Below are 15,595 nucleotides of genomic sequence, written 5' to 3'. Positions count from 1 at the left end.
ATAACATGGCCTATGACACGCTGATCGTCGAAACCCGCGGGGCCGTCGGCCTCATCACCCTCAACCGTCCGCAGGCGCTGAACGCGCTGAACGCGACTGTGCTGAAGGAACTGCTGCAGGCCCATGCCGCATTCGAGGCCGACGATGCCATCGGTGCCATCGTGCTGAGAGGTTCCGAGCGCGCCTTTGCCGCCGGTGCCGATATCAAGGAGATGCAGCCGCTCGACTTCGCCGATGTCTATGGCCGCAATTTCCTCGGCGGCTGGGACGATGTCGCCCGCGTCCGCAAGCCCGTCATTGCCGCCGTCAGCGGTTTCGCGCTCGGCGGCGGCTGCGAACTGGCGATGATCTGCGACTTCATCATTGCCTCGGAGACCGCCAAGTTCGGCCAGCCGGAGATCACGCTGGGCATCATTCCGGGCATGGGCGGATCGCAGCGCCTCACGCGCGCCGTCGGCAAGGCCAAGGCCATGGACCTGATCCTCACCGGCCGGATGATGGATGCGGCGGAAGCGGAGCGTGCGGGGTTGGTATCGCGTGTGGTGGCGCCGGAGCGGCTTCTCGATGAAGCGCTGGAGGCGGCGGCAAAGATCGCCTCGCTGTCGCGCCCCTCGGTGCTGATGGCCAAGGAAGCGGTCAACAGGGCGCTGGAAACCACGCTGGAAGAAGGCCTGCGTTTCGAGCGCCGTCTGTTCCATAGTCTGTTTGCCACGGAAGACCAGAAAGAAGGGATGACAGCCTTCGTCGAAAAGCGTAAACCCGCCTTCAAGAACCGTTGAGCCCGAAGAGAAAAGGCGGCGGTTCCTTTAAAATGCGCGTTGACGCGGGTTGGCTTTAGGGTTATATGCCCGCCCAAGGTTCGGGAAGCCAGTCCGGTTTTCCGATAATGCTCCCGCATTGCTGTAGGAAGTGGTCGCAGGACCCGCGGCGGTAGCGGAGTTTGTTCGAATTCTTGAGAGAGGCATCCATGGCCAATACAACTTCGGCGAAAAAAGCGACCCGCAAGATCGCCCGCCGCACCGACGTCAACAAGGCTCGTCGTTCGCGCGTTCGCACGTTCGTTCGTCAGGTCGAAGAAGCACTCGCATCCGGTGATGCTGCCAAGGCCAAGGAAGCTTTCCTGGTCGCGCAGCCGGAACTGGCGCGCGCTGCAAGCAAGGGCGTTGTTCACGCCAACACGGCATCCCGCAAGGTCTCGCGCCTCGCAGCGCGTGTGAAGGCTCTCTCGGTCGCAGCGACCGCGTAATCTTCCGTTAAATAACCTTGTCATATGATTAGCCCGGCAACTTTGTCGGGCTTTTTCGATTCCGGTTGTTGGCCCGACTGTGGTAATTCGACAACGATTTTGTGTCTGCGGAATGACACGAAAAATACATATAAAACAACAGCTTGCATCAGGTTGCTCTCAACCCGAGAGACTCGGACCTTCCGTTGCGGACTCCAAATGGAGTCAAGCGCCTTTTTTCTTTTTTTCTTTTTATGCGTGTCAAAATTGTTGGTTTCGCGAATCTCCTTGATTCAAAAGCGATTCTTTTCTGGCTCTTGTGCACCGCCCTAAATCTGCCGCGGGAGTCAACCGGCTACGCTTAACTTTGCCGAAATATCACCGTTGATCTCCACCCCCGATCCTGCCTAAATGCCTCTCAACAAGGGGCTTGGACATCACCTGTTTTAAGGTTTGGTCTGAAACTGCCACGTCGGCAGGCTGATTGCTCTATGTCTCTTGTTACGGATGTTTCGACCTCCGGATTTTCACGCACTTGTGCAGATTGGACCGCGGCTGTGGCTGCCGCGGAACGAAATGCTTTGTGCGCTTTTTCAAAACATGCACGCGCTGCGTGCGGGTTTGGAAGAAGGAAGCATACGCAGGCAGGGCCAGCGCTCGGTGGACGAGGACCGAGCTTTGGTAGGAGACGGCAAGTACAGGACCGCATGAAGCGGATCGGCTTGCACTCCGACAGTCGCCTCTTGTTATGAGGCATGCGTTTTGAGTGAACCGGCCGGCAGCGGAGCATGAGGGTGCCTCTGCATGGTCATAAGCGGGGAAATGATCGGGCGACCAATATAGGGTCGGCCGATGGAACTATAAGGCGGCAATATGCACATGAATTCAATGGCGGCGAGTGCCTTGGACAGCTCGGACAAGGTATCTCAGGCGTTAGGCTCTATTTGCCCAGAAGCGGCGGGGGAAAAGGGAGACATGAAGAATGGCATACTTTTTGAGCGCGTTAGCGCACGCCTGAAGGCGCAGGTCGGTCCGGATGTCTACGCAAGCTGGTTTGCCCGGCTGAAGCTGCATTCCGTCTCCAAGAGCGTCGTCCGGCTGACAGTCCCGACGACCTTCCTGAAGTCCTGGATCAACAACCGATACCTCGACATGATCACCGGCATTTTCCAGGCGGAAGACGCTGAGATCCTCAAGGTGGAAATCCTGGTCCGCACTGCGACGCGGGCCGTGGTCAAGCCTGAAGAAACGGCGACCCAGGAGCCTGTTTCATCGGTCGCCCCGATGCGTCGCCCGGTCGCCCAGCAGGCCGGCCATATCGTTCAGCAGGCCGTATCGGCCGCTTCCGCAGCTCGTCCGGTCACATCGGGCCAGCCGCTGTTCGGTTCGCCGCTGGATAACCGTTTCACCTTCGACACCTTCGTCGAGGGCAGCTCCAACCGCGTGGCTCTCGCAGCCGCCAAGACCATTGCCGAAGCAGGCCAGGGCGCAGTGCGCTTCAATCCTCTCTTCGTCCATTCGACGGTCGGCCTCGGCAAGACCCACCTGCTGCAGGCAATCGCCAATGCAGCGGTGCAGAACCCGCGGCAGCTGCGCGTCGTCTATCTGACGGCGGAATACTTCATGTGGCGTTTCGCAACGGCGATCCGCGACAATGATGCCCTGACCCTGAAGGACTCGCTGCGCAACATCGACCTTCTGATCATCGACGACATGCAGTTCCTGCAGGGGAAGATGATCCAGCACGAGTTCTGCCATCTGCTCAACATGCTGCTCGACAGCGCCAAGCAGGTCGTCGTTGCCGCCGACCGTGCGCCGTGGGAGCTGGAATCGCTCGATCCGCGCGTCCGCTCGCGTCTGCAGGGTGGTGTGGCGATCGAACTCGACGGCCCGGATTACGAGATGCGTCTCGAAATCCTCAACCGTCGCCTGACCGTTGCCCGCACCGAGGATCCGTCGCTTGAGATCTCCACCGAGCTTCTCAACCACGTTGCCCGCAGCATCACCGCCAGCGGTCGCGAACTGGAAGGCGCCTTCAACCAGCTGCTGTTCCGTCGCTCCTTCGAGCCGAACCTGTCGATCGAGCGCGTGGACGAGCTTCTCGCCCATCTGGTCGGTTCCGGCGAGCCGCGCCGCGTGCGCATCGAAGACATCCAGCGCATCGTCGCCCGGCACTACAACGTGTCGCGTCAGGAACTGGTCTCGAACCGCCGCACGCGCGTCATCGTCAAGCCGCGCCAGATCGCCATGTATCTGGCCAAGACCCTGACGCCACGTTCCTTCCCGGAAATCGGCCGTCGTTTCGGCGGTCGTGACCACACGACCGTGCTGCATGCCGTGCGCAAGATCGAGGAACTGATTTCGGGAGACACCAAGCTCTCGCACGAGATCGAACTGCTGAAGCGCCTGATCAACGAATAGTCGGCGATCTCAGGATTGAATTCAACGGCTGGAAGCGATTCCGGCCGTTTTCTTTTATGCGGCATTTATTTTATACAGCGCGCAGACAAACACGCGGCGGGAGGAAATCGCCGCGCCTGGGAGGGAAAGAATGAGCTTCACGAAAATCGCAGTCCTCGGTCTCGGCAAGGTCGGGCGGCTGGCTGCAACGCTGTTGCATGAAGGCGGCTTCGAGGTAACGGGTGTCGATGCACACCTGCCGATCGGCGAGCTGCCGTTCAAATGCCACAGCGCCGATATCTCCGATCCTGCCATCATCGGCGAGCTGCTGTCCGGCGTCGAGGCGGTGCTGTCCTGCCTGCCCTATCATCTGAACATCGCGCTGGCCCGCGCCGCCCACACGGCCGGCATCCATTATTTCGATCTGACGGAAGATGTCACCACCACCAATTTCATCATCGAGCTGTCGAAGACCGCCCGCGGCCTGATGGCCCCGCAATGTGGCCTGGCGCCGGGCTTCGTCGGCATCGTCGGCTCCAGCCTTGCCGATGGCTTCGATCGTTGCCGCTCGATCCGCATGCGCGTCGGCGCCCTGCCGCAGCACCCGACCGGCCTGCTCGGCTATGCCTTCAACTGGTCGCCGGAAGGCGTCGTCAACGAGTACCTCAACGATTGCGAAGTGATCGAAGGCGGCGTGCGCAAGCTGGTGTCACCGATGGAGTGGCTGGAGACCATCTATGTCGAGGGCGTCAAGCTCGAGGCCTTCACCACCTCGGGTGGCCTCGGCACCATGTGCGACACCTTCCTCGGCAAGGTCGAGAACCTCGATTACAAGACCATGCGCTATCCCGGCCATATGGACCTGATGAATTTCTTCTTCCACGAGCTGCTGATGCGCGACAAGCGCAAGCTTGCCGGCGAGATCCTGACGGACGCCAAGCCGCCTGTCGATGACGACGTCGTCTATGTCCACGTCGCCGCCGAAGGCACCGAGCGTGGCAGCCTGCGCCGCAAGGAGTTCGTCCGCGCCTATTACCCGATCGAGATCGCGGGCGCCCGCCGCACGGCGATTGCCTGGACCACCTCGGCCTCCGTCGTCGCCACCATCGAGATGGTCCGCGATGGGTTGCTGCCCTCCACCGGTTTCCTGCATCAGGAGCATATTCCGCTCGACATGTTCCTGAAGACGCCAACCGGCAGCCTGTTCGATACCGGCGCTGCCCGCAGAGCCTGACAGCCAGGCGAAATGCTCCGATCCCGCTGCAGCCGCCGGCGGGATCGTTGCCGGAGCGCGGATATTCCGACGCTGGTTCCGCTGCGAATTACTGAGGGTTCCGCTGGCTCGGCAGCGCGCAGCGGCTGCCGCAGCTCGCAACGCCGGGAAGCATGTAGCGCAGACAGCAGACCTTGCGCCGCTGGATCATCTCGCCGCCTTCTTCCACTTGCCTGACGCTGCCGCAGAACGGATTGGGCCCGCCATCCGGCAGGCACCCGCGCACGAACAGCGGAAGATCCGGCGCCGAACGCCCGAGCCCTTCGGCATCGGTCAGTCGCAGCGTATAGTCGATATAGACGGCGGCATTGTTCCAGCAGAGTTTGGCCGAGATTCCGCAGGCCTTCAGGCGCATGACGGTCTCGTTCAGATGCGTTGAGAGCAGCGGGCTGATCATCGCGAAATCGTCGGTCTCGGTCGTCTCACCGATGATGCCGCGATTGATGACGCCGAAGGCGCGTGGCAGGCCGTCGTCTGTCAGCGCGATCGACATCTCCTCGAAGGCAATCGGGAGGACTTGGCCGGCGAGTCTGCGCGCCAGCAGATAGGGAATGGTCAGCCCGGCGAAATAGTAAAGCGACCACATGGAAACGACGGCCCGCCGGTCTTCCCCCCTGGAAACCGCGGCATAGCGATCGATCGCACGCTCGAAACCGCCCTCTGCAAAGAACAAGGGCAACGGAACGCTGCCCTCAAGCTCGTCCGCCAGCATCATCTTTTCGCGGCACCAGGCGTGGTCGCCGGAAAAAGCGTGGGACAGGCCGATCGGCAGCGGTGGCCGAGGCGCCGTCCGTGCAAACTGTTGAACTGTCATAGTACAGTATCGGCCTTGCCCGTATGCGTCCTGATATCTTGACTATGATAATCATCAAATTCAGGTCGGGAAAGCCTTTTATGAGCGCTTTGCTCCACTTTTTCGAACCATGCCGAAATTCACCTTGATCCATGCTTGCTTAGCGCGGCACTTCCGAAAGCAGCCAGCGCCGGAACGCCGCCACTGCCGGTCGTTCCAGCGCCAGGCCGGGATAGACGAGATGAAAGGCCAGACGGCTGGCGACGCCAATCGGGAAGGGGGCGGCGAGTATCCCATCCGCAAGCTCCGCTTTTACGAAGGAGCGTCGCATCAGCGCAAAGCCGAGCCCCGCCTTCATCGCCTCGTAGGCGCCGTTGCCATGCATGAACACGGGACCGCGCGATGGATCGACCGTCGTTGCACCGGCCGCCTCCAGCCAAAGCTGCCAGTCGTGGCGGTAGACGTCGTGGATCAGCTGGAACGCCGCCAAAGCATCGGGCGACGGCCTATCGCCGAGCGCGCCAGCAAGCTTTGGCGTGCACACCGGCACCAGCTCGTCGTCCACCAGCCGCTCGCTCACCAGCCCGTCATAACCGCCAAGCCCGTGGCGGATCGCCAGATCGATGCCGTCGCGCTGGAAATCCATCACCCGGTGCGAAGCGCTGATGCGAACGTCGATTTCCGGGTGCAGCACCTCGAACCGCGCCAGCCGCGGCACCAGCCAGTAGGTGGCAAAGCCTGCGGTGCAGGTGACGTTGAGGACGGTGCCGCGCGCCCGCGTGGTGATCGCCGCCGTCGCCTCGCGCACCAGCCGGAAGGCCGCCCGCAATGTCGTGAAATAATCCGCACCTTCCGTGGTCAGCGCCAGGGCCCGCGTCTTGCGCTCGAACAGGCGCACGCCAAGCGAAGCCTCGAGATCGCGGATCTGCAGGCTGACGGCCCCCGGCGTGACGTTGAGCTCCTTTGCCGCAAGCGTCATGCTCAGATGCCGGGCTGCCGCCTCGAAGGCCCGCAGTGCCGAAAAGGATGGAAGGAAATCGCTCATGCTTTAGCTCAGCTCAATCGTTGATCGAGAAAGACTCGTTTGCCGGACGTGCTCATCGGCAATAATATCAGTGTCGAGACGATCACTCAAAGTGAATCGTAGAAGCCCAGCAACGAGAATAATTCGCGTAGCGATATTGACGCTGCGCAGGAATCGGGTGGCGCGGGCGCTTGCCGCACCGTAATCCGTCATGGACAGACAGGGAGAGACGCATGCAACAGAAACAGATGGGCCTTGCCGAATGGGGAATGCTGCTCGTCCTCTCGCTGCTCTGGGGCGGCTCGTTCCTGTTCAACGGTATTCTGGTGAAGAGCCTGCCACCCTTTACCATCGTCACCGGCCGCGTTCTGATCGCGGCCATCGCGCTCAACATCATCGTCCGCGCCACCGGCCACGTCATGCCGCGCGACGGAAAATCCTGGGCCGCCTTCTTCGGCATGGGCATCCTCAACAACATGATCCCCTTCTGCCTGATCGTCTGGGGCCAGACCCATATCGCCAGCGGCCTCGCATCGATCCTCAATGCCACCACGCCGCTGTTTGCCGTGGTCGTTGCCCATCTGATGACAGCCGATGAAAAGATGACCGGCAATCGCCTGTTCGGCGTTCTCGTCGGTTTCGCCGGCGTTGCCTACATGATCGGTTTCGACGCGCTCGGCGATCTCGGCACCAATGTCGTGGCGCAGCTGGCCGTGCTTGGTGCTGCGGTCTCCTATGCCTTTGCCGGCATCTTCGGCCGCCGCTTCCGCCAGATGGGCATGGCGCCGCTGATCCCGGCTGCCGGCCAGGTCACCGCCTCGACCATCCTGATGCTGCCGGTCGCCTTGATCGTCGATCAACCCTGGACGCTGGCCGCACCCTCATCCGAAACCTGGCTGGCGCTCTTCGGCCTGGCGCTGCTATCGACTGCCGTCGCCTACGTGCTGTTCTTCCGCATCCTGGCTGCCGCCGGTGCCACCAACCTGATGCTCGTCACCTTCCTCATCCCCGTCAGCGCCATCCTGCTCGGCGCCGCCATCCTTGGCGAGCAGTTGCAGGGCAAGCACCTGATCGGCATGGTGATGATCGCGATCGGCCTTGCGGCGATCGATGGACGTCTGTTGTCAATGGCGAGAAAACGGTTGGCTTGATCTTGCTCCCCTCTCCCCTCGGGGAGAGGGTAGGGTGAGGGGGCTACACGGCAGAACCCGGGCGATATTTGCTTGAAAAATATTGACGCAGGCAGCAAGCCGCCCCCTCATCTGCCTGCCGGCATCTTCTCCCCGAGGGGAGAAGGGACTTGTGGCGGATGTCCAGCAGAGCTCACAGCCTCAATCAGCAGGCGAGATCGGCAACCACGGAATCGAGGATCAGCATGCCTGATGGCGTGCAACGGAGCCGCGAATTGCCGATCCGCTCGATAAAGCCGTGCTCCAGCAGGAACTCCTCGCGCTTCGGGTCGGGATCGCGGCCCGAGAGCTGCTGCCAGCGGGCCAGATCGACACCTTCGGTCAGACGCAGCCCCATCAGCAGCAGTTCGTCGGCCTGCTCGTCATAGCCGAGCTGCTCCTGCTCGAGCACACCATGCCCGTCGCGCTCGACCAGGTCTAGCCAGGCTTCCGGCGTGCGCTCGGTGGCGGTGGCAAGCTTGATCGGGCCGCGGCTCAGCCGCCCATGCGCGCCGGGGCCAATGCCGGCGTAGTCGCCATAGCGCCAGTAGGTCAGGTTATGGCGGCTCTCCGCACCGGGCCGGGCGTGGTTCGATACCTCGTAGGCCGGCATGCCCTCGCTGGCGGTAATCTCCTGCGTCGCTTCGTAGAGCAGCGCCGATTGATCGTCATCAGGCACGATCAGCTTGCCCATCTTGTGCAGACCGTAGAAGGGCGTGCCCTCTTCGATGGTCAGCTGGTAGAGCGAAAGATGATCGACCGCATAGGAGATGGCCTCGCGCAGCTCGCGCTCCCATTCCTCCACCGTCTGTTTCGGCCGTGCATAGATCAGGTCGAAGGACATGCGCGGAAAGATGTCGCGTGCCAGCTTGATCGCCTTCAGCGCATCCTCGACATCGTGCAGCCGTCCGAGAAATTTGAGATCCCGGTCGTTCAGAGCCTGCACCCCGAGCGAGACGCGGTTGACACCGGCGGCGCGATAGCCACGAAAACGCTCGGCTTCGACGCTGGAAGGGTTGGCTTCCATGGTGATCTCGATGCCATCGGGCATGTGCCATTCCTTGGCGATGCCGTCGAGAATGGCCGACACAGTGGAAGGGTTCATCAGCGATGGCGTGCCGCCGCCAAGAAACACGCTGGTCACGGTCTTCGGGCCGCTCAGCTGCCGCATCGTCGCCATTTCCTTCAGGAAGGCGGCGGTGAAGCGATCCTGGTCCACGGGCTTGTGGCGGACATGGCTGTTGAAATCGCAATAGGGGCACTTGGCGGCGCAGAACGGCCAATGCACGTAGACGCCGAAGCCGGGTTCACCGGTATCGGGCAGGAGAGCGGCATCGCGCGTCAGGTTCGGCTGTTCCAAAGTGTCCACGATCGCCCTTATGCGTCCAGGCAGGTTTCGACGAAGATCTTGAAGGCGCGGGCACGGTGCGACAGCGCCTGTGCGTCGCCGGGCTTCCAGCCATGCTTTTCCTCGGCGCTCATCTCGCCGAATGTCGTCTCATAGCCTTCCGGCTGGAAGACGGGATCATAGCCGAAACCCTGGCTGCCGCGCGGTGGCCAGGCAACGGTTCCCTCGACTTCGCCGCGGAACAATTCGGTGTGGCCATCGGGCCATGCCAGGCAAAGCACGCTGACGAAGCGCGCGGTGCGCTGCTCCGCCTTCGTGGCACCGACCTTTTCCAGTGCCGTCTCGACCTTCTGCATCGCCATCGTGAAATCGCGCGTGCCGTCTTCGGTCTCCGCCCAGTTGGCGGTGTAGACACCCGGATCGCCGCCCAGCGCATCGATCACCAATCCGGAATCATCCGAGAGCGACGGCAGGCCCGAGGCTGCGGCAGATGCCAGCGCCTTGATTTTCGCATTCTCCTCGAAGGTCGTTCCTGTTTCGTCGGGCTCGGCGAAGTTCAGTTCCGCAGCCGACTTGGCGGTGAAGCCGAGCGGGCCGATCAGGTCCTGGATTTCGCGGATCTTGCCGGCATTGTGGCTGGCGACGACGATGGTCTTGGTCTCAAGCTTGCGCATTGGATATCCTATTCGATGCCCCAGATTCTGGCTTCGGCGCATTCCAGGCTGTTGCCGGCCGGGTCGCGAAAATAGATCGAACGGCCGCCCTGCGGCCAGTTCACTTCGGATTCGATACCGACACCGGCAGCTTTGAGCTTGCCGCTCATCGCCCCGAGGTTTTCCGCCGACACCCGAAAGCAGGCATGGCCGGCACCTGTTGTCCCGTGCGGCGGCACCGGCAGCGCGTGACCTTCGGCCGGCTTGGTCGTCTCTTCAGGATTGAAGATCAGCAGCACGCCCGGCCCGCAGCGATAGAACACATGCCGGTTGGCCGCCCGAGTGATCTTTTCCAGCCCGAGAATGCCTTCGTAGAAAGCCTCGGCCTGGTCGAGATCATCGGCGTAGAGCGCTGTTTCCAGCACGCCCTCCAGCATGGCGTTCATCAGCCGATGGCCAGCTTCTGCATCTCGACCAGTTCGGCAATGCCGTTCTTGGCGAGCGCCATCAGCGAGGCGAATTCCTCTTCGCTGAAGGGCGTGCCTTCAGCCGTACCCTGGATCTCGACGATGCCGCCCGAACCGGTCATCACGAAGTTCGCGTCGGTTTCAGCCGAGCTGTCTTCGAGATAATCGAGATCGATCACCGGCTGGCTGGCGAAGATACCGCAGGAGATTGCCGCGACGTGGTCCTTCAGGACCCGCTCGACCTTGATCATGTTGCGGCTTTCCATCCACTTCAGGCAATCGTAGAGCGCGATCCATGCGCCGGTGATCGACGCCGTGCGGGTTCCGCCATCGGCCTGGATGACGTCGCAGTCAAGCGTGATCTGGCGTTCGCCGAGTTCCTTGAGGTCGACCACGGCGCGCAGCGAGCGGCCGATCAGGCGCTGGATTTCCTGGGTGCGGCCACCCTGCTTGCCGGTCGCAGCTTCGCGCTTCATCCGGTCGCCGGTGGCGCGCGGCAGCATGCCGTATTCGGCAGTGACCCAGCCCTTGCCGGAATTGCGCAGCCACGGCGGCGTCTTTTCTTCAAGGCTGGCGGTGCACAGCACATGCGTATCGCCGAATTTCACCAGACAGGAGCCTTCGGCGTGCTTGGAAAAGTTGCGCTCGAAGCTGACCTTGCGCATTTGGTCGGTTTTTCTGCCTGAAGGCCGCATCGTATTCTCCTGAGTGGATGGGGCCGAAAACGCAGTCGCGCGCTCGGCGGCATCATCTCTTTCTGTATGTTGTTGACCGCTTCTACGATTGGCGGCGTCCATTTGCAATTTCCCTTTTGCTAGTGCGCGGAGATTGGCTATATTTTGCGACATCATTGTCAGCCGAGGTGCGCAACGCTTAATGGAATTCAGGTCGTCGTCGATTTCGGATGCCGTGGCCGCGCTGGATGAACGCTCGAAGGAAATCTTTCGCCGCATTGTCGAAGGCTATCTGGAGACCGGCGAGCCGCTGGGCTCGCGCAATCTCTCCCGCATCCTGCCGATGTCCTTGTCGCCGGCTTCCGTGCGTAACGTGATGAGCGATCTGGAAGAGCTTGGCCTCGTCTATTCCCCGCATGTCAGCGCCGGCCGCCTGCCGACCCAGATCGGCCTGCGTTTCTTCGTCGATGCCTTCATGCAGGTCGGCGATCTCTCGCCCGAGGATCGCGCCAATATCGACCGCCAGGTGCGCGCCGAGCACCGCGACAGCCCGATGGAAGCGATGATGAACGAGGCAAGCCGGATGCTGTCGGGCATCTCGCGCGGCGCCGGGCTGGTGATCACCTCGAAGAACGACCCGGTGCTGAAGCATGTCGAGTTCATCCGCCTGGAGCCGACCAAGGCGCTGGCGGTTCTGGTCGGCGATCACGATCAGGTGGAAAACCGCATCATCGAGCTGCCGGCCGGCGTGACCTCGTCACAGCTGACAGAGGCGGCGAATTTCCTCAACGCCCACATGACCGGCCAGACATTACCGGAGCTGCGCACCCAGCTCGGCCGCCTCAAGGAGAATGTGCGCCACGAGCTCGATGCGCTGTCGCAGGATCTGGTCGAGCGCGGCATTGCGGTCTGGTCGGGGAGTGCCGATGAAGGCAAGCCGGCACAACTGATCATCCGCGGCCGCGCCAATCTGCTCGAGGGTCTTGCCGGCGCAGATGATCTCGACCGCCTGCGCATGCTGTTCGACGATCTCGAAAAGAAGGACAGCCTGCTGGAGCTTCTCAATCTTGCGGAAAGCGGCCCCGGCGTGCGCATTTTCATCGGCTCGGAAAACAAGCTGTTCTCGCTCTCCGGCTCCTCGCTGATCGTCGCGCCCTATCGCGACGAGGACGACCGCATCGTCGGCGCCGTCGGCGTCATCGGTCCGACGCGGCTGAATTATTCCCGTATCGTGCCGATGGTCGATTACACCGCCCAGCTGATGGCCAGGCTGTCGCGTCCCGCGAAGTAATCAGCCGGGCAGCTATTCCGGCAGCTGCTCGCCGGAACCGCCCATCTCAGCCGGCATGTCCCTGAATTTCGGCAAGCCATCCATGATGTGCAGGATGGTATCCTCATAGTTCACATGCAGGGTCGGCACAAAAGCAAGATCGGGGATGATCGGCGCATAGACGTCGGTGACGCCCCAGAGCGGATGCTCGCTGTAGAGATGCCCGCCACAGGTGTCGCAGAACTTGCGCACGCTGGTATCGGTCTTCTGGAAACTCTCCACATGCTCGCCGCCCTTGGTCACCCGCACCGCCTGCGGCTGCCAGAGCGTGAAGCTATTGATCGGGCCGGCGGACCAGTGCTGGCAGGAGCGGCAATGGCAATACCCCATCGCCACCGGTTCGCCGCTAACGGTCACTTCGACGGCACCGCAAAAGCACTTTCCGGCATAGACGGTTTCATCGGCCATATCTGCACCTCCATGGTTGAGATATGACTGTGTCATCATATTAGAGATTGTGAAAGCAATGAATCGAGCTCGGCCCGTGCTGGCCGCCTGATCGATCCCATGCCGGTGCAGATCCGGCTAATCCCCGCAATTCATCCCTTCTTCGTCACGCAGACTTGATTTTTGGCGTTCAAAGTTCGATATCGGGCTCATCCAAAAGCCACCAATGACCGGAGAACGTCATGACTGACGAGACGACGAAGAACGGACCTGACGCAGCCGCGGTCGAAGCCGCAGCAGACGCTGCCGCAAACGTCGAGAACGAAGCCGCTTCGCAGCCCGATCCGCTCGAGCTGCTGCAGGCCGAAAATGCCGAGCTGCGCGACCGCTATCTGCGCCTTGCCGCCGACATGGACAACCTGCGTCGCCGCACCGAGCGCGAAGTCAAGGATGCCAAGTCCTACTCCGCAGCCGGCTTTGCCCGCGACATGCTCGCCGTATCGGACAATTTGCGCCGCGCGCTCGATGCAATCCCGGAAGAGGTGCGCGCCTCTGCCGATGCCGGTCTTGCCACGCTGATCGAAGGCGTGGAGATGACCGAGCGCTCGATGCTGTCGACGCTGGAGCGTCATGGCGTGCGCAAGCTCGAGCCGGTCGGCCAGAAGTTCGATCCGAACTTCCACCAGGCGATGTTCGAAGTGCCGAACCCCGATGTCCCGAACAACACCGTCGTTCAGGTCGTGCAGGCCGGCTTCTCGATCGGCGAGCGCGTGTTGCGCCCCGCCATGGTCGGCGTCGCCAAGGGCGGCCCGAAGATCGTCGAGACCGAAGGCAATTCGGTATTCGACCAGAAGGACGCCTGATTTCTCAGGCGTCGCTTGACTGCGTTTGACCAAATCAGATGCGGGCGAAGCGTTCGATCAGGAGATCGAAGAAGCCGTCCGCATCGACGTCGCGCATCACCTTCGCATTGCGCTTGCGATCGGTCACGTGCCACCAGTCGACCACGGTCATCCCGACCGTCAGTTCCGACTTGACCTCGATCTCGACATTGCAGTCGCGCCCCTGAAAAAGCTCCGGCTTCAGCAGGTAGGCGACGACGGTCGGGTCATGCAGCGGCCCGCCATCCGAGCCGTATTTCTCGACATCGAAGCGCTCGAAGAATTCCAGCATCTCCACCATGGCGATGGCCGGGCGCGTGCCGAGCTCGGCCATGCGCTTGACGCGGTCCTTGCGGGTGAGCAGCTTGTGGGTCACGTCGAGCGGCATCATCACAACGGGAATGCCGGAGCGGAACACCAGGTCGGCCGCCTCTGGATCGACGTAGATGTTGAATTCGGCCGCCGGCGTGATGTTGCCGCCCTCGAAGAACCCGCCGCCCATCATCACCAGTTCGCGGATCCGCGGGATGATGTCGGGTGCCTTCTCGAAGGCCAGCGCGATATTGGTGAGCGGCCCGAGTGTGCAGAGCGTCACCGTGCCTTCCGGCTCGTCGCGCAGCGTCTCGACGATGAAATCGACGGCGTGCTGCGCCTGCAGCGGCATGGTCGGCTCGTCGAGCACGGGGCCGTCGAGGCCGGTCTTGCCATGCACATGCTCGGCGGTCACCAGTGGCCGCACCAGCGGCCTGTCGGCGCCCGAAAACACCTTCATGTCGGTGCGGTCGCACAGCTCGCAAATAATGCGCGCATTGCGGCTCGTATAGGAGAGCGGCACGTTGCCGGCGACGGTGGTGATGCCGAGCACCTTGAGTTCGTCAGGGCTGCCGAAGGCCAGCATGATCGCCGCTGCGTCGTCCTGACCGGGGTCGGTGTCGATAATGATCTTTCTCGGGTCTGCCATTCCGCTCGTTCCATCCTCCGGGCGCATATGTCAATGCATGCACCATCTGTTCATGTTCCCGCCGCAAATCGGCACAAGCCGGCATGGGGCCCGATTTGATGCGAGCCGCAGCCGGCTTTGTCAAGACGACGACGGAAAGCCTCGGCGATGGAGTGCCTTGCACAGAAAGCCTCCCGTTCCCATATTAGCGTCATCCGGATGCTGAAATTCAGGTCCGGCAGGGTCGCTTGCATCAAGGACTTGGAACTGATGAGCCGTATGACGCCTTTCGCCAGCCCGCTGCTGCTGGGTTTTGATGCCATGGAAAAGACGCTGGAGCGGATTTCCAAGGCGAGCGACGGATATCCTCCCTATAACATCGAGCGCCTAGCCGCCGATCGCCTCAACGATGATCCCGAGCGGCTGCGCATCACGCTTGCCGTTGCCGGCTTTGCGGAAGAGGAACTGGACATTTCGGTCGAGGAGAACCAGCTGGTCATCCGCGGGCGCCAGACGGATCAGGGCGAGCGGCAGTATCTCTATCGCGGCATCGCTGCACGGCAGTTCCAGCGAACCTTCGTTCTCGCCGATGGCATGCAGGTGCTTGGCGCCGGTCTGAAGAACGGTCTGCTGTCGGTCGATCTCATTCGCCCGGAGCCTGCGCGTATGGTGAAGAAAATTAACATTTCGGTCCCACAGTAGGACAACGGAACAAATAGCGCCGTTGGTCCCTTCTCTCTGGAGGTACAGGAATGTTGATGAAAGAAGCCAATTCGCACATGAACAAAACCGAACTCGCAGGCATCGGCAACGGTGAAGTCGCCTATATCCGCAAGATCCGCTCCGAGGATGTTTCGCGCTGCTTTCCCGAGGCCCCCGATATCGATCCGAACGTCGATCTATGGGCATTGTTCGGCGCCGACGGAACACCGATTCTGTTGACGGACAACCGTTCGAGCACCTTCTTCAAGGCTGCCGAGGACGAATTGAAGACGGTCAGCCTGCACTAAAGCTGGCTTGCCGTGCAAACA

At 61.7% G+C, this 15,595-nt stretch carries 17 protein-coding genes; 9 read left to right on the top strand and 8 right to left on the bottom strand.

Features of this window, described 5'->3' with window-relative positions:
- Window positions 1–5: 5 nt before the first annotated feature.
- From GVL52_RS11730 to GVL52_RS11715, 4 genes are all read left to right on the top strand, one after another.
- The gene (locus tag GVL52_RS11730; protein WP_160007160.1) at window positions 6–779 is read left to right on the top strand and encodes an enoyl-CoA hydratase; all 774 of its coding nucleotides are present in this window, start codon (window positions 6–8) and stop codon (window positions 777–779) included.
- Window positions 780–967: 188 nt separating this feature from the next.
- On the top strand, window positions 968–1,246 hold the full coding sequence (rpsT, locus tag GVL52_RS11725) for a 30S ribosomal protein S20 (protein ID WP_160007158.1): 279 nt from the start codon (window positions 968–970) through the stop codon (window positions 1,244–1,246).
- 852 nt (window positions 1,247–2,098) lie between these two features.
- Window positions 2,099–3,646, top strand: coding sequence for a chromosomal replication initiator protein DnaA (gene dnaA, locus GVL52_RS11720; RefSeq protein WP_160007156.1), 1,548 nt, complete (start codon window positions 2,099–2,101; stop codon window positions 3,644–3,646).
- A gap of 130 nt (window positions 3,647–3,776) precedes the next feature.
- The gene (locus tag GVL52_RS11715) at window positions 3,777–4,859 is read left to right on the top strand and encodes a saccharopine dehydrogenase family protein (protein WP_160007154.1); all 1,083 of its coding nucleotides are present in this window, start codon (window positions 3,777–3,779) and stop codon (window positions 4,857–4,859) included.
- A gap of 88 nt (window positions 4,860–4,947) precedes the next feature.
- Here the strand turns inward: GVL52_RS11715 and fhuF are convergent, their stop codons facing one another.
- Window positions 4,948–5,712: a siderophore-iron reductase FhuF gene (gene fhuF / locus GVL52_RS11710; protein WP_160007152.1), complete on the bottom strand. Its 765-nt coding sequence runs from the start codon at window positions 5,710–5,712 to the stop codon at window positions 4,948–4,950.
- Window positions 5,713–5,851: 139 nt separating this feature from the next.
- The gene (gcvA, locus tag GVL52_RS11705; RefSeq protein ID WP_160007150.1) at window positions 5,852–6,736 is read right to left on the bottom strand and encodes a transcriptional regulator GcvA; all 885 of its coding nucleotides are present in this window, start codon (window positions 6,734–6,736) and stop codon (window positions 5,852–5,854) included.
- Window positions 6,737–6,948: 212 nt separating this feature from the next.
- On the opposite strand from gcvA, the gene GVL52_RS11700 reads away from it, so the two are divergent.
- On the top strand, window positions 6,949–7,866 hold the full coding sequence (locus tag GVL52_RS11700) for a DMT family transporter (protein WP_160007130.1): 918 nt from the start codon (window positions 6,949–6,951) through the stop codon (window positions 7,864–7,866).
- Between the two features lie 184 nt (window positions 7,867–8,050).
- On the opposite strand, the gene hemW is transcribed toward GVL52_RS11700, so the two are convergent.
- From hemW to rph, 4 genes are read right to left on the bottom strand one after another with little or no spacing between them, the layout of a single operon-like run.
- Window positions 8,051–9,253, bottom strand: a complete 1,203-nt coding sequence (gene hemW / locus GVL52_RS11695; protein WP_160007128.1) for a radical SAM family heme chaperone HemW — start codon at window positions 9,251–9,253, stop codon at window positions 8,051–8,053.
- Between the two features lie 8 nt (window positions 9,254–9,261).
- On the bottom strand, window positions 9,262–9,906 hold the full coding sequence (gene rdgB, locus GVL52_RS11690) for an RdgB/HAM1 family non-canonical purine NTP pyrophosphatase (protein WP_160007126.1): 645 nt from the start codon (window positions 9,904–9,906) through the stop codon (window positions 9,262–9,264).
- A gap of 8 nt (window positions 9,907–9,914) precedes the next feature.
- Window positions 9,915–10,331: a VOC family protein gene (locus GVL52_RS11685; protein WP_160007124.1), complete on the bottom strand. Its 417-nt coding sequence runs from the start codon at window positions 10,329–10,331 to the stop codon at window positions 9,915–9,917.
- A complete protein-coding gene (rph, locus tag GVL52_RS11680) occupies window positions 10,331–11,047 on the bottom strand; it encodes a ribonuclease PH (RefSeq protein ID WP_160007122.1) in 717 nt (238 codons plus the stop codon). The genes GVL52_RS11685 and rph overlap by 1 nt, the downstream gene beginning before the upstream one ends.
- Window positions 11,048–11,228: 181 nt before the next feature.
- On the opposite strand from rph, the gene hrcA reads away from it, so the two are divergent.
- Entirely contained in the window at window positions 11,229–12,317 is a 1,089-nt protein-coding gene (hrcA, locus tag GVL52_RS11675; RefSeq protein WP_160007120.1) for a heat-inducible transcriptional repressor HrcA, read from the top strand.
- Between the two features lie 12 nt (window positions 12,318–12,329).
- Here hrcA and GVL52_RS11670 read toward each other — a convergent pair whose 3' ends face one another.
- Window positions 12,330–12,764 carry a GFA family protein gene (locus tag GVL52_RS11670; protein WP_160007118.1) on the bottom strand — a complete coding sequence of 145 codons (435 nt, stop codon included), beginning with the start codon at window positions 12,762–12,764 and terminating at the stop codon, window positions 12,330–12,332.
- Window positions 12,765–12,985: 221 nt separating this feature from the next.
- Between GVL52_RS11670 and grpE the strand changes: the two genes are divergently transcribed.
- Window positions 12,986–13,606 (top strand): nucleotide exchange factor GrpE, encoded by a 621-nt coding sequence (gene grpE, locus GVL52_RS11665; RefSeq protein ID WP_160007116.1) that lies wholly within the window; start codon window positions 12,986–12,988, stop codon window positions 13,604–13,606.
- 34 nt (window positions 13,607–13,640) lie between these two features.
- Here grpE and GVL52_RS11660 read toward each other — a convergent pair whose 3' ends face one another.
- On the bottom strand, window positions 13,641–14,585 hold the full coding sequence (locus GVL52_RS11660) for a nucleoside hydrolase (protein ID WP_160007114.1): 945 nt from the start codon (window positions 14,583–14,585) through the stop codon (window positions 13,641–13,643).
- A gap of 249 nt (window positions 14,586–14,834) precedes the next feature.
- Between GVL52_RS11660 and GVL52_RS11655 the strand changes: the two genes are divergently transcribed.
- Both GVL52_RS11655 and GVL52_RS11650 read left to right on the top strand, forming a co-directional pair.
- Window positions 14,835–15,266 (top strand): Hsp20 family protein, encoded by a 432-nt coding sequence (locus GVL52_RS11655; RefSeq protein WP_160007112.1) that lies wholly within the window; start codon window positions 14,835–14,837, stop codon window positions 15,264–15,266.
- A 50-nt stretch (window positions 15,267–15,316) separates the two neighbouring features.
- Window positions 15,317–15,574 (top strand): DUF1150 family protein, encoded by a 258-nt coding sequence (locus GVL52_RS11650; protein WP_160007110.1) that lies wholly within the window; start codon window positions 15,317–15,319, stop codon window positions 15,572–15,574.
- Window positions 15,575–15,595: the final 21 nt, after the last annotated feature.

The sequence above is a fragment of the Rhizobium sp. 18055 genome (assembly GCF_902706285.1).
Lineage (GTDB): Bacteria > Pseudomonadota > Alphaproteobacteria > Rhizobiales > Rhizobiaceae > Rhizobium.
This window is presented reverse-complemented; position numbering and strand designations above follow the sequence as displayed.